We start from the raw sequence: 14,062 nt of genomic DNA, 5'->3' as shown, positions 1-14,062 counted from the left end.
AGGCACCCTGGCCCGCAACGCCGAGAAGCCGCGCGGGCGCGCACCGTACAAGGAGGCCGTGATGTCACCTCCGACCGCTTCCCCGTCCGTTCGGGGACCGTCAGCCGTGGTCACCGGCGGCTCGCGGGGGCTGGGACTGCTCCTCGCGGATCAGCTGGCCGCACGGCATTACGCGGTGACGATAGTCGCCCGGGACGGCGAAGAGCTGACCCGGGCGGCGGAACTGCTGCGTCGGCGCCGCGGGACACGCATTCGTACAGCGGTGTGCGATGTGCGAGACCGTGAGGCGGTGCGGGACATGCTCGGCGAAATCGCTCGGGAATGCGGAGGCGTCGACCTGGTGATCGCCAACGCGGGGATCATCCAGGTGGCGCCCGTGGACGTCGTCGGTGCCGAGGAGTTCCGGTCCGCGATGGACACGATTTTCCATGGCGCGCTGCACACGTCGCTGGAGGCGCTGCCGCATCTGCGGATGAGCCCGGCCAGCGGCAGGCTCGCACTGATCGGTTCGGTCGGCGGGCTGCTCGCCGTGCCGCATCTGCTTCCGTACTCCTGCGCCAAGTCCGCCGTGGGAGCGCTGGCGGAGGGGCTTTACGCCGAAGCCGCCCGCGACGGCGTCACCGTCACCGCCGTTCATCCGGGCCTCATGCGCACCGGCTCACACCTGCACGCCGTTTTCGGTGGTGAGCGGGAGAAGGAATTCGCCTGGTTCTCGACGTTGGCGGGCATGCCGGTGGTGTCCATGGACGCGGACCGTGCGGCGAGGGCCATCGTCCGTGGCATCCTGCGGCGGCGTACGCGCATCGTGCTCACGCCCCTCGCCCGCGCGGCCGGTCTCGCTCACGGCGTGGCACCGGCGCTCACCACCCGGGCCACCGCCCTGGCCGCGCGCATGCTGCCGTCCGCCGGGGGCGGTCCTCAGGGGCTTCGGAGGGGTGCCGAGGTCGGACCCCCGTCCCATCCGGTGGCGCGCAAGGTCCGCGCGTGGGGCAGCGCGCTCAACGATCGCGCGTCAAGGGCGTACAACCAGCGTCCCGTGTGACGGCCGGGGGCGACGCGCAGTGCCTGCCGAGCCGCGGGCCGCCGCTGTGGCGACGGGTCGGCAGGAGAACGGTTCCGGGGAAGCGGACAGGAAGGACAGGAAGGCGACACGATGGCGAACGGAAACGATTCACCGCAAGATCCCACAAGCCTGCACCCGCAGCCGGACTTTCCCCGGCAGGACCAGCCGCACCCGGGCTGGACCGGCCCGATGGACCCGCCGCCCGACCACGGCGAGGAGTCCTACCGCGGCAGTGGGCTGCTGCGGGACCGGAAGACGGTGGTCACCGGAGGCGACTCCGGTATCGGCCGGGCGGTCGCCCTCGCGTTCGCCCGGGAAGGCGCCGACGTCCTGTTCACCCATCTGCACGAGGAAGAGGACGAGGCCCGCGAGACGACACGGCTCGTGGAGGAGGCGGGCCGTCGGGCTGTGGCCGTTCCCTGCGACATCCGCGACGAATCCCAGTGCCGGTCGCTGGTCGAAAGGGCCGTGGCGGAATTCGAGCGCATCGACGTCCTCGTCAACAACGCCGCCTACCAGATGGCTCAGCCGGAGGGCATCGGCAGTATCTCCACCGAGCAGTTCGACCGGGTCGTGCGCACGAATCTCTATGGCATGTTCTGGCTGTGCAAGTTCTCCCTGCCGCATATCCCGGCGGGTGGCTCGATCATCAACTCCGCGTCCGTCCAGGCGTACAAGCCCACCCCCCATCTCCTCGACTACGCGATGACGAAGGGGGCGATCGTCACGTTCACGCAGGGCCTGGCCCAGATGCTCGCGTCCGACGGGGTCCGTGTGAACGCCGTGGCACCCGGGCCCGTGTGGACCCCGCTGATTCCCGCAACGCTGGAGGACACCGTCGAGTTCGGCAAACAGAGCCCACTCGGCCGCCCCGCCCAGCCGGCGGAGATGGCACCGGCCTATGTCTTTCTGGCCTCGGCGCAGGCCGGCTTCATCACCGCGGAGATCCTCAACGCGACGGGTGGTACACCACTGCCCTGACCCCATGACGGGGCTTGTACGGCTGGTCACCCGCGGGAGCGGCACGGCGGCCGTCCCGCGGGTGGGCAGGCCCGTACGACGAAACCGCTGCCCGCCCGACGGCCCGCGCTGAAGCCGTCGCCCGGAAGGTCGACCCGTTCGCGGAGACCGGCGAGGTCCCGCGGTGATCCCGTGTCCGCTGTGCCGCACTTCAGTCGAAGTGCGGCTTTTTTGTGCGTACTTGAGGGTGTTCGGCAGGGCCTCCCGCGCGGTGGGAAAAGGGGCGTTCGAGGCCTCGGTGCGCCGCCGGAGGAGCACAGTGGAAGGCCCGGCGAGAATATGACATGGGCATGACCAGCCTGTTTGTTCGTGCAGGACCCTTGTGGGATTCCTGTGGAACCCTCAATCTTTCGACAGACGCACGGAGTTGGCTGGTCACTGAGAGTTGACATGATCAGCTCAATGACGGGTCCGCTGTGCCACACGCGCAGCACGTGCGTCGACCGCACCACCCCCCACAGCAACGCACCACCGACTGAGGAGGAACCCTCACATGGCAGTGATGCGTCACCCCCGGCGAAGACTGGCCACCCTCGGCGTCGCGACCAGCGCGGCGCTCGTGGCGGGGCTCGTCTCCGCGCTCCCCGCCGGCGCGGCCCCCGCCGCTGCCGAAGGCCGCATCCAGTACGAGGGCGCGGCGAACGCCGTCGCCGACAGCTTCATCGTGACCCTGAAGGCGGACAAGGCGAAGGCCGGCTCCGCCAAGGGCCGCGCCCTGGCGGAGAAGTACGGCGCCGAGATCGAGCGGACCTACACCAAGGCCCTCAACGGCTACGAGGTCGAGGCCTCCGAGGCCGAGGCGAAACGTCTCGCCGCCGATCCTGCCGTCGCCTCGGTGGTCCAGAACCGCACCTTCCACATCACCGGCACCCAACCCAGCCCGTCCTCCTGGGGCCTGGACCGCATCGACCAGCGGAACCTTCCGCTGAACAACTCGTACACCTACCCGGACTCGGCCGGGCAGGGCGTGACCGCCTACGTCATCGACACCGGTGTCCGCATCACGCACAACGACTTCGGTGGCCGTGCCTCCGACGGCTACGACGCCATCGACAACGACAACACCGCCCAGGACGGCCACGGTCACGGCACCCACGTCGCCGGCACCGTCGCCGGCAGCGCCTACGGCGTGGCCAAGAAGGCGAAGGTCGTCGGCGTCCGCGTACTGAACAACTCCGGCTCCGGCACCACCGCCCAGGTCGTCGCCGGCATCGACTGGGTCGCCCGCAACGCGGTCAAGCCCGCCGTCGCCAACATGTCCCTCGGCGGCGGCGCGGACAGCGTCCTCGACGCGGCCGTACGCAACGCCGTCGCCTCCGGGGTCACCTTCGTCGTCGCGGCCGGCAACGAGTCCACCGACGCCTCCACCAAGTCCCCGGCCCGCGTCGCCGAGGCGATCACCGTCGGCGCCACCACCTCCAGTGACGCCCGCGCCAGCTACTCCAACTACGGCTCGATCCTCGACCTGTTCGCGCCGGGCTCCTCCATCACCTCCGCCTGGCGCACCAGCGACACCGCCACCAGCACCATCTCCGGTACGTCCATGGCGAGCCCGCACGTCGCCGGAGCGGCCGCCCTCCACCTGGCCGACAACCCCTCGGCCACCCCCGCCCAGGTCTCCTCCGCGCTGACGGCCGCCGCCACCACCGGCGTCGTCGGCAACCCGGGCAGTGGTTCACCCAACCGCCTGCTGAACGTGGGGGAGGGCGGCACCACCCCGCCGCCCACCGGTGACCGCTTCGAGAACACCACGGACTACACCATCAGTGACCTCTCCACCGTCGAGTCCCCGGTGACCGTCTCCGGTGTCTCCGGCAACGCACCCTCCGACCTGGCCGTCGACGTGGACATCACCCACACCTACATCGGCGACCTCCAGGTCCAACTGGTCGCCCCCGACGGCACGGCGTACACGCTGAAGTCGTACGGCACCGGCGGCAGCGCGGACAACATCAACACCACGTACACGGTCAACGCCTCCTCGGAGACCGCGAACGGCACGTGGAAGCTGCGCGTCAGCGACCGCGCGTGGTGGGACACCGGCCGGCTCAACGGCTGGGCCCTGCAGTTCTGACGTAGGGCCTGACCCGACGTCATTGCTGTTCTGGTGCCTCGTCCCCGTGGTCGGGCTTCGGGTCGGTGACCCGGCCGCCCGCCGCGGGGGCGAGGCACGGCGCATGTGTGAAGAGGTGTGGCGTACCGCGGACTTGGCTCGGTCCGGCCCGGTTCGGCTTGAACGGGGGGCGCCCCGACGGCCCCCGCCCCCCGCGCGTTTACGATGCGCGCGGAGCCGTATGTCGGCCCGCGTCCAGCGTATGCACCTCTCCGCATCAGCACGGCAGAACCAGGAGCACGGCACCCGTGTCCATACCCCCGCCCTCCGGGCCCCCTCAGCCCGAGGACTTCCAGGGCCCGCATGCCCAGGGGCAGTACCCCCAGGGCCCGTACTCCGCTCCGCGGCCGCAAGGGGCCCACCCGCCCCCGCAGTTCCCCTACGGGCCTCAAGGCCCTCAGGGCCCCTACCCCCCGTACGGCCCCTACGGGCTCCAGCCCCCGGCCGCCGTCAACGGCGTCGCCATCGCCGCCCTCGTGTGCGGCCTGCTGTGCTTCCTGCCCGCCGTCGGGCTCGTGCTGGGGCTGATCGCGCTGGGGCAGATCCGGCGGCGCTCGGAGCGCGGCCGGGGCATGGCGATCGCCGGGTCCGTGCTGTCCTCCGTCGGGCTGGCGCTGTGGGTGCTGTCGCTCTCCACCGGCGCCGCGGCCGACTTCTGGGAGGGCTTCAAGAAGGGCGCGCGCGGCAACACGATCCTCGTCCTGGAGGAGGGCGACTGCTTCGACTCGCCCGGCGGACTGGTGGGCTGGACGACCGAGGCCGACCAGGTGCCCTGCTCGGGGGAGCACGACGGGGAGGTCTTCGCCCTCGTCACCCTGCCCGAAGGGGCCTTCCCGGGCGACGACGGCCTCGGCGACACCGCCGACGACCGGTGCTACGCCCTCCGGGACGCCTACGCCATGGACGCCTGGGCCCTGCCGTCCGACGTGGACGTGTACCACCTCACTCCGTCCCGGGAGAGCTGGCGCTACGGCGACCGCGTGATCACCTGTGTGTTCGGCAACCGGGACGCGGACGCCACCCTCACCGGGTCGCTGCGCCAGGACGAGAGCATGCTCGACGCGGATCAGGTGGCCTATCTGAAGGCCACGCACGTCCTCAACGCGGCGCTGGACCAGGCCCCCGAGGCGGAGTTGGTCGAGGACGACCTGCCCGGCCATCAGGAGTGGGCGGGGGAGATCTCCGAAGCGCTCGCCGAGCAGAGCGGGATGCTGCGGGAGCACGAGTGGCCCGCCGACGCCGAGCGGCCGGTGACGGAACTCGCCGGTGAGCTCGAGAAGGCTGAGGCCGAATGGGCGAAGGCCGCCGAGGCCGACGGCGTGGACGCCTTCTACGAGCACTACGACAAGGGGTGGGAGCTCATCGACCCCCACAAGACGGTCACCGTACGCAAGGCTCTGGGCTTGGCCACCACCCCGCCGGCGTTCGGCGAGGGTGAGAGCGGGAGTGAGGGCGACGGTGGGACCGGGGGCGCGGGTGGCGGGGCGGATGACGGCGGTATCGAGGTGTGAGGGCCTCGGTAGCGGGGAGAAAGTGCCTGGGCAAAGGCTTGGGCAAGGGTGCGTCATCACTTCGAGTGATTCTTTGGCCTTTACTTGCCTGGCACAACCTACGGTTGCCACCCTGTCGCTATCTGTAAAACCTGACGGGAGCGGCCAGTGACATTCGGTGAACAGCCGGCATATCTGCGCGTCGCGGGTGATCTCCGTAAGAAGATCGTCGACGGTCGGCTGCCACCGCACACCCGTCTCCCCTCCCAGGCGAGGATCCGCGAGGAGTACGGCGTCTCCGACACGGTCGCACTGGAGGCGCGCAAGGTGCTCATGGCGGAGGGCCTCGTCGAGGGCCGCTCCGGCTCGGGGACCTACGTCCGCGAGCGGCCCGTCCCCCGGCGCGTCGCCCGTTCGGGGTTTCGTCCGGAGCGTGGCGCCACCCCGTTCCGGCAGGAGCAGGCGGACGGGAGCGTGCACGGCACCTGGGAGTCGAGCAGTGCGCAGGTCGATGCCCAGGAGACCATCGCCGAGCGGCTCGAGATCGAGCCGGGCGACCGGGCGATGCGCACCCGGTACCTCTTCCGGGAGGCCGGCGAGCCGATGATGCTCTCCACCTCCTGGGAACCGCTCGCCCTGACCGGTCGGACGCCCGTGATGCTGCCCGAGGAAGGGCCGCTCGGCGGCATGGGCGTGGTCGAGCGCATGCGCGCCATCGACGTGATCGTGGACAACGTCACCGAGGAGGTCGGCGCCCGCCCCGGGCTCGCCGAGGAGTTGGTGTTGCTGGGCGGCGTCCCCGGTCACGTCGTCCTGGTCATCCAGCGCACGTACTACGCCTCGGGCCGCCCGGTCGAGACGGCCGACGTGGTGATCCCCGCTGATCGCTACCGGGTCGCGTACCACCTCCCGGTGAAGTAGCCGCCCCCTTCCGGGACATCACGGACGGCAGTCCCGAGGCCGACGCGGAGCCGTCGCCGAGCCCGAAGCGCTCCCTCCGCGCTCCGCCTGCGCCCCATCCATGCGTCCGGCCGGGTGCGGGAACGGCGGCACGTCTGTCGGACGGCGTAGAAATCTGGCCGTTCTCGCAGGTGGTCCCGAGCGGGGGTGACGGAGCGGCATGCCGCTGACCGGATACGTCGGGCTCGTGCACGGCGCGTTCGCCACCGTGCGCTCCTGCGTATTGGCTGGTTGCGTACCTCTTTGTGTAAACCCATGTTCGCTGCGTAAAGGTGAGGCGTAGGCTCGGGCATATGCGGATCGGAGTTTCCTTACCGGGCTGGACGCGGCGCAGATCGCGGGCGGGAAGTGGAGGGGCGCGATGAGCGACAGCACGGCCACGCTTCCCTGGCTCGTGGTGCGGCAGGACGACAACGGCAACCGCTACCGCGTGGGCCGGTACGCGACCCGGGCCGAGGCGCAGAAGATCGCGGACAGTCTCGACGGCCGCGGGCACAAGCAGTTGTACTGGGTCGAGCGCATCGGGCAGAACGCGACGGCCGCCGACTGACCTCGCGTGTCCCGGTAGGGTCCCGTTCGACTGGAGTTCGGACGAGCGGAAACGGGACGGTCTCGGTGCTGATCGACACGGTGGCCTGGGTGCGGATCGAGAAGGGCCGCATCCTGTGCGCGCGCCCGCGCGGAAAGGATGTCTTCTACATCCCCGGCGGCAAGCGCGAGGGGGCGGAGAGCGACGTCGAGACGTTGCTGCGCGAGATCGAGGAAGAGCTCGCGGTCGTGCTCGACCCGGACACCGCCGTCCACGTGGGCACGTACGAGGCGGCGATCCCCGGGACTGCCGGTACCACCGGGCTTCCGGAGGGCGCGGTCGTGCGGATGGCCTGCTACACCGCCGAGTGCGAGGGCGAGCCGGAGCCGAGCAGCGAGATCGAGGAGATGGCCTGGTTCTCGTACGCCGACCGGGAACTGGTGCCGCCCGTGGACCAGTTGCTCTTCGACGATCTGGCCGCCACCGGCGAACTCGCGTAGGCCTCGCCCCTCCGTCTGTCCCCTCGCGCACGTCCGGGGGCCTCACCGCCTGTTCGCGGTGAGGCCCCCGGACGGCGTTCCGCCCCCTCAGCTGCGGGTGAACAGCAGGCGCCAGGCCTCCGGGCCCCGCTCCAGGTACTCGACCGCGAGGACGCCGGGGTTGCGGCGCTCGAGCTGGCCCAGCAGCGGCAGCGGGTCGTGCGGGGCGATCAGCACCATGGCGCGGCCCGCGGGAACGGCGCCGAGGGCGCCGAAGACCGTGGCGTGGCGCAGGGCGTGCGGGACGGCGCGGGCGTCCAGTTCGGGCACGTCGGCGTCGTCGTGGCCACCGCAGCCGCAACCACCGCCGGACTTCTGCCCGCCTTCTGCGCCCGCCGGGTTGGCGCCCGCCGGGCGGTGCTGTTGCTGCCGGCCGGGCTTGCCCTGCTGGCCGGACTGGACGCCGCGCTGCTGCTGCTCGGGCTGCCCGCCCCGGTCACCGCCGACCGGCTGCCGGAGGTGCACGGCGTGCTCATGGTCCTCGGCTTCGTCGGAACGCTGATCGCGCTCGAGCGGGCCGTCGCGCTGGGCCGCCCCTGGGGATACCTTTCCCCGGTTCGCTGGGCGCGGGCGGCCTGCTGCTGATCGGCCCGGCGGACCTCCGCGTCGGGCAGTGGCTGTTCGTCCTCGGCACCGCCCTGCTGCTCGCCCTGTACGTCCGCTTCTGGCGCCGCCAACCCGGCCCCGCCCTGGTGGGCCAGGCCGCAGGCGCGGTGTGCGCACTCGGTGCGGCACTGCTGGGGCTGGGCGGCCTGGACGTGCCCCGACTGCTGCCCTGGCTGGTCGTCTTCCTGGTGCTGACCATCGCGGCGGGGCTGGTGGCCGCGGGCCTTCCCCGGATCCGCGAGGCGCGGGTGCGGAGGCCGTCCTCGTTCGCGGCCTGGTCGGTGGCGGCGGGAATGGTCTGGCTGCTCGGCGCGCTGGCCGCACTCACGGCGATCCTGCTGACGTCGCCGTCATGGCCCGCGGTGGTGGAGCGGACGTCGTCGCTGACCGCCCCGCTGGCCGGGGGATGGATGGCGCAGGTGCTCATGGGCGCGCTGAGTTTCCTGGTGCCCGTGGTGCTCGGGGGCGGGCCCACCGCCGTACGGGCCACCGGCGCGGCACTGGAGCGCGGCGGCCCGGCCAGGCTGACCCTCGTCAACCTGTCGTTGCTGCTGTGTGTGCTGCCGGTGCCGAGCGTGGTGCGCGTGATCAGCTCGACGGTGCTGCTGGGTGTGCTGGTGGCCTTCCTGACGCTGCTGGTCGCAGCCGTACGGACGAGGGCGACGGCCCGGACGGCGGCCCGGCCCGTCGTGCCGCGGCAGCACCCGTACCGGGTGCTGGGCGGTGTGGTCGTCGGAGTGGCGGTGGCGGTGCTGGCCGTCGCCGGCGGCGGTGCGGTGGACGTACGCTCCCTGCCCGTGATCGGCTCTCCCGACGCCGCCGCGGCCGCCACCGAGGACGGCGAGGCGGTGACGCCCACCGGCCGGACCACCACGGTGACGGTCACCGTCCGCGGCATGCGGTCCACGCCGGGCACCGTCGAGGTGCCCGCGGGCGACCGGCTCGTGATCAAGGTGCACATTCTCGGAACCGACACGCACGACCTGGTCCTGGAGACCGGCGCCCGCACCGCCCGGCTGGCCCCGGGGAAGTGGGGCATGCTCGACGCGGGCGTCGTCGGACGGGACCTGGACGGGTGGTGCTCCGTGGTGGGCCACCGGCAGACGGGCATGGCGCTCACCGTCGAGGCCACCGGTTCTCCCGAGCAGGGCACGGCGGTCACGGCGGGCCACGAGGGCCACACCCCGGCCACCGACGACAGCGGTGACGACAGCGGCAACGAGGAAGCGACGCGGGACTCCGCCGAGGAGGCCTTTGACCCCATGGCCGAACCGCCCGCCCGATTCACCGGCCACGACGCGCAGTTGCCGCCCGCGCGCGACGACACTGCTCCCCGGGTGCACCGCAAGACCCTGGCCGTGCGGGACGTCGTACGAGAGGTCGCCCCGGGCGTCAAGCAGAGGCTGTGGACGTTCAACGGGACCGCTCCCGGGCCCGTGCTCCGCGGACGGGTCGGCGACGTCTTCGAGATCGAGCTCGTCAACAGCGGAACGATCGGCCACTCCGTCGACTTCCACGCCGGAGCCCTGGCGCCGGACCGGCCGATGCGCACGATTTCGCCCGGCGAGGCACTGACGTACCGGTTCACCGCCACCCGCAGCGGTGTGTGGATGTACCACTGCGCCACGATGCCCATGTCGCCGCACATCGCCAACGGCATGTTCGGGCCGTCGTCGTCGATCCGCCCGACCTGCCGGAGGTCGACCGGGAGTACGTGCTCGTCCAGTCGGAGCTCTCTCTCGGCACGCAGGGTGGGACCGCCGACCCGGACAAGCTGACGGCCCAGCGGCCCGACGCCGTCGTCTTCAACGGATACGCCAACCAGTACGCCCGCGACCGGCTGACCGCGCGCACCGGCGAGCGGGTACGGATGTGGGTGCTCGACGCCCGGCCGAACCGGTCGAGCGCGTTCCATGTGGTCGGCGGCCAGTTCGACACGGTGTACCAGGAGGGCGCCTACCGGCTCCGCCCGGACGATCCCGGCGACGGCGGCTCACAGATCCTCTCCCTGGCCCCGGGCTCGGGAGGTTTCGTCGAACTCACCTTCCCCGAAGCGGGTACCTATCCGTTCGTCTCGCACCTCATGAGCGACGCCGAGCGCGGGGCGCGCGGCGCCTTCGAGGTGACGGACCGATGAACTGACGGCCTGATGAGCTGACGGCCCGATGCCCGTACGCACGGTACTCGGACCGGAATACCGGGTATGGGCCTATTGGTCCCATGAAACCTGATATGGGGAACTTGTCGTCAGCCCCGGAGTGACGGAAGTGGTCCGCGTGATCGACACCGAAGGCGACCGTGTCACGTGGACCTTCCCCGCGGACCCGGGTGCCGTGGGCACCGCGCGCTCCACGGTCCGCGCACAGTTGCAGGGATGGGGTATCGACGGCGTCGGCGACCTGGCGGCCCTGCTGGTCAGTGAGCTGGTCACGAATGCCCTGCGGCACGCCACCGGCCCCATCGGCGTCTGCCTGTCGCGTCCCTCCGGCCCGGACGGCGTCCTGCGGGTCGAGGTCTCCGACCCGCTGCCGGACCTCCCGCACGAGCGCGTCGCCCGGCCCGAGGACGAGGGCGGACGCGGGCTGCAGCTCGTCGCCTGCACCGCCCGCCGCTGGGGCACCCGGCCGGGCGATGCCGGCAAGACCGTATGGTTCGAACTCACGGTGCCGAAATGAGGCGTTCGCGCCCGGCTGAAACGAGGCGCCGTGCCGCGCGCCGCACGTGTACGCACGAGCCGCTCCTGTCGAGCGGCCGGTTCAGGCCCCTGACGGTTGTCGGAGAAGGGGGTTCGATGGTGTGTCCGCTGGTTAGAAGACTGGGAGTGTTCTCACAGTACGGACCGAAAAGCGTCGGGACCGTGCTGTGATCGTGAACACCGTGTTGCGCGGCGCCGTAGTGCTGGATACTGCGGGCAGCCGCCCCCGGCGACCGGTGCCGGACGCGGTGAGCTGGAGGGGACGGTTCGCGTGAGCGAGATACCAGCGAAGGCCACGGAGTCCAAGGACCCGTCGGACGGCGCAAAAGGTGAGGCCGCTGACGGCCTCACCTCCGGCGACGCCTCGTCCGGCGACGCCTCGTCCGTCGGCGTTTCTCCCCTCGGCGCCTCTGTCACCGGCGCCTCTTCCGCCGTCCCCCGCTCCACCGATGCCCCGGCCGTCCACGGGATGTGGCAGAGCAGCCCTCCCGGCTCCATGTACGACTACATAAAGGTCGCGTCCTTCTCCATCGGCCCCGACGGACTGGTCGACCAGTGGAGCCTGCGCGCCGAAAAGATCTTCGGTATTCCGGCGCAGCGGGCCGTCGGGATGGACCCCATCGCGGCGTTCATCGACCCGGACCGGCGCGAGCGGGGCCAGCGCAAGATGGCCGAGATCCTCGACGGCCGGGAGTGGACCGGGGTCGTGCCCTTCCGGATCCCCGACACCGCGGACGACGACGAGCCCGGCCGGGAGGGACTCGCCGAGGTCTACGTCATGCCGACGCGCACCGAGGACGGCGAGAAGGCCGCCGTCTGCATCGTCGTCGACGTGCGCACCCTGCGCAGCATCGAGACCGATCTCGCCGCCTCGCAGGCCATATTCGGCCAATCTCCCTTCGGCTTCCTGCTGATCGACCCCGACCTGCGGGTGCGCCGCGCCAACCAGCGGTTCGCGTCCATCTTCGGCGGCACGCCCGACGACCACCGGGGCAAGGGCGTCCACGACTACCTGCCGCGCGCTGAGGCCGAGCGGGTGGCCGCGACCATGCGCAGGGTGCTGGAGACCGGCGAGTCCATCACGGACATGCACGTCACCGGCTTCGTCCCGGACTCCGAGGGGCGCCGCCACTGGTCGGTCAACCTCTACCGCGTGCACAGCGGCAGCGGCCGTCCCATCGGCATCGCGTGGCTGGGAATCGATATCACCGCCCGCCGCGCCGCCGCCCGCGAGGCCGCCGCCGCACGGCGCAACCTCGCCCTGCTCAACGAGGCCGGCGCCCGGATCGGCAATTCCCTCGACCTGGAGACCACGGCCCGCGAACTCCTGGACGTCGCCGTCCCCGGCTTCTGCGACCTGGCCACCGTCGACCTCTACCAGGGGCTGCTGGCCGGTGACGAGACTCCGCCGGGCCTGGCCGACGGCAGTGCGGACGTGCGCCGCGTCGCCTTCGCCAGTGCCGTCTCCGAAGCGCCGTTCAGCGTCACCGGCGAGCCCGTGAAGCTGGGTGCCGTCCACAACTACGCGTTCAGCTCGCCGTGCGCGGACGCCCTGCGCACCGCCCGTCCGCGGTTGGTGCCGGGCGAGGAGGGCGGGCTGGTGCGGACCACGCTCGCCGTGCCGATGGTCGCCCACGACATCGTGGTCGGGCTCGCCCAGTTCGCCCGTACCAAGGGCAGCGAGCCGTTCGGGGACCGCGATCGCGACCTCGCCGTGGAGCTGGCCGCGCGCGCCGCCGTCTGTATCGACAACGCCCGCCTCTACCGGCGCGAGCACGAACGCGCCCTGCTGCTGCAGCGGTCCCTGCTGCCGCCCGGCGACCCGGAGGCTTCCGGCCTCGACATCGCCTGCCGCTACCTGCCCGGCAGCGCGGCGACCGGCCGGCCCAGTGAGGTCGGCGGCGACTGGTTCGACGTCATCGAACTGCCCGGCCACCGCACCGCGTTGGTCGTCGGGGACGTGATGGGGCGGGGGCTGCGTGCCGCGGTGGCCATGGGTGAACTGCGCAGCGCCGTCCGCACCCTGGCCCAGCTCGACCTCGAACCCGCCGAGGTGCTCTCCCAGTTGGACGAGATCGCCCGGGGACTCGGCGCCCCCGGAGGCGTCCAGCAGGCGACCCGGGCCGCCCGCCGCCCCCGGGAGGCCGACCTCTCCGAGGTCTACCTGGCGACCTGCGTCTACGCCGTGTACGACTCGGTGACCAGGCGGTGCACCTTCGCCAACGCGGGTCATCTGCCGCCGGTCCTGGTCGAGCCGGGGGAGGCCGCGCTGATGCTGGACGTGCCGCCGGGCATGCCGCTCGGCGTCGGCGGGGAACCCTTCGAGGAGGTCGAGGTCGAGCTGCCCGAGGGCGCCCTGCTCGCGCTCTACACGGACGGGTTGGTCGAGAGCCGCGACCATCCCCTCGACGAGGGCCTCCGGGCCTTCGTGGGCGCCCTCACCGACCCGCCCAACCCGTCACCCGGCCACCATTCCTCAACGACGACGGCGCCGCGCGCCGACACCTACCCGAACCTGGAGGACGTCTGCGACCACGTCCTCAACACCCTCGACACCCACCACGGCGAGGACGACATCGCGCTGCTGATGGCCCGGGTCCAGGGGCTGCCCGCCGATTCCGTCGGCGACTGGACGCTGCCGCGCGAACCCCGCAGCGTGGGCCGCGCCCGCGAGCACGCCCGCGCGCAACTGCTCGGCTGGGACCTGGAACCCCTCGTCGACACCACGGAACTCCTGGTCAGCGAGCTGGTCACCAACGCCCTGCGGTACGGCGAGGGTGAGATCAGGCTCCGGCTCCTGCTCGACCGCACCCTGGTCTGCGAGGTCTGGGACTCCGGCCTGGTCCAGCCGCGCCGCCGCCGCGCCCGCGACACCGACGAGGGCGGCCGCGGCCTCCAGCTCGTCGGCCTGCTCAGCGCGGCCTGGGGCTCCCGCCGCACCCCCCGCGGCAAGACCGTCTGGTTCGAACTCCCCCTCCCCGGCGGCGAAACCCCCCTCACCGACCCGGCCGAAGCCCTACTGAGCCTGTTCTGACCCCAGGTGCCCG

The 14,062-nt window shown here is 71.8% G+C and carries 13 protein-coding genes; 12 read left to right on the top strand and 1 reads right to left on the bottom strand.

The features are described from left to right. The first annotated feature begins 61 nt into the window (after window positions 1-61). The 7 genes from WJ438_RS14985 to WJ438_RS14955 all read left to right on the top strand — a co-directional run bounded on the left by WJ438_RS14985 (window position 62) and on the right by WJ438_RS14955 (window position 7,675). Entirely contained in the window at window positions 62-1,042 is a 981-nt protein-coding gene (locus tag WJ438_RS14985; RefSeq protein WP_406725688.1) for an SDR family NAD(P)-dependent oxidoreductase, read from the top strand. Between the two features lie 111 nt (window positions 1,043-1,153). Beyond that, window positions 1,154-2,044, top strand: coding sequence for an SDR family oxidoreductase (locus WJ438_RS14980; protein WP_406725687.1), 891 nt, complete (start codon window positions 1,154-1,156; stop codon window positions 2,042-2,044). A 532-nt stretch (window positions 2,045-2,576) separates the two neighbouring features. Further along, the gene (locus WJ438_RS14975; RefSeq protein ID WP_406725686.1) at window positions 2,577-4,157 is read left to right on the top strand and encodes a S8 family peptidase; all 1,581 of its coding nucleotides are present in this window, start codon (window positions 2,577-2,579) and stop codon (window positions 4,155-4,157) included. A 287-nt stretch (window positions 4,158-4,444) separates the two neighbouring features. After that, a complete protein-coding gene (locus tag WJ438_RS14970) occupies window positions 4,445-5,707 on the top strand; it encodes a DUF4190 domain-containing protein (RefSeq protein WP_406725685.1) in 1,263 nt (420 codons plus the stop codon). Between the two features lie 147 nt (window positions 5,708-5,854). Then, window positions 5,855-6,607 (top strand): GntR family transcriptional regulator, encoded by a 753-nt coding sequence (locus WJ438_RS14965; protein ID WP_406725684.1) that lies wholly within the window; start codon window positions 5,855-5,857, stop codon window positions 6,605-6,607. A 400-nt stretch (window positions 6,608-7,007) separates the two neighbouring features. Next, on the top strand, window positions 7,008-7,196 hold the full coding sequence (locus WJ438_RS14960; protein ID WP_406725683.1) for an SPOR domain-containing protein: 189 nt from the start codon (window positions 7,008-7,010) through the stop codon (window positions 7,194-7,196). A gap of 65 nt (window positions 7,197-7,261) precedes the next feature. Next, window positions 7,262-7,675, top strand: coding sequence for an NUDIX domain-containing protein (locus WJ438_RS14955; RefSeq protein ID WP_406725682.1), 414 nt, complete (start codon window positions 7,262-7,264; stop codon window positions 7,673-7,675). Window positions 7,676-7,762: 87 nt separating this feature from the next. On the opposite strand, the gene WJ438_RS14950 is transcribed toward WJ438_RS14955, so the two are convergent. After that, a complete protein-coding gene (locus tag WJ438_RS14950) occupies window positions 7,763-7,984 on the bottom strand; it encodes a DUF2249 domain-containing protein (RefSeq protein WP_406725681.1) in 222 nt (73 codons plus the stop codon). A gap of 12 nt (window positions 7,985-7,996) precedes the next feature. Here WJ438_RS14950 and WJ438_RS14945 point away from each other — a divergent pair, with 12 nt between their 5' ends. The 5 genes from WJ438_RS14945 (at window position 7,997) to WJ438_RS14925 (ending at window position 14,049) form a co-directional block, all read left to right on the top strand. Continuing rightward, window positions 7,997-8,299, top strand: coding sequence for a hypothetical protein (locus tag WJ438_RS14945; RefSeq protein ID WP_406725680.1), 303 nt, complete (start codon window positions 7,997-7,999; stop codon window positions 8,297-8,299). 107 nt (window positions 8,300-8,406) lie between these two features. Next, window positions 8,407-10,098, top strand: a complete 1,692-nt coding sequence (locus WJ438_RS14940) for a multicopper oxidase domain-containing protein (protein ID WP_406725679.1) — start codon at window positions 8,407-8,409, stop codon at window positions 10,096-10,098. Next, window positions 10,035-10,457, top strand: coding sequence for a hypothetical protein (locus WJ438_RS14935; protein ID WP_406725678.1), 423 nt, complete (start codon window positions 10,035-10,037; stop codon window positions 10,455-10,457). The genes WJ438_RS14940 and WJ438_RS14935 overlap by 64 nt, the downstream gene beginning before the upstream one ends. A gap of 130 nt (window positions 10,458-10,587) precedes the next feature. Beyond that, on the top strand, window positions 10,588-10,995 hold the full coding sequence (locus WJ438_RS14930) for an ATP-binding protein (protein ID WP_406729695.1): 408 nt from the start codon (window positions 10,588-10,590) through the stop codon (window positions 10,993-10,995). A gap of 291 nt (window positions 10,996-11,286) precedes the next feature. After that, window positions 11,287-14,049: a SpoIIE family protein phosphatase gene (locus WJ438_RS14925; RefSeq protein WP_406725677.1), complete on the top strand. Its 2,763-nt coding sequence runs from the start codon at window positions 11,287-11,289 to the stop codon at window positions 14,047-14,049. Window positions 14,050-14,062: the final 13 nt, after the last annotated feature.

Source organism: Streptomyces sp. GD-15H (assembly GCF_045291515.1).
Classification (GTDB): Bacteria; Actinomycetota; Actinomycetes; order Streptomycetales; family Streptomycetaceae; genus Streptomyces.
This window is presented reverse-complemented; position numbering and strand designations above follow the sequence as displayed.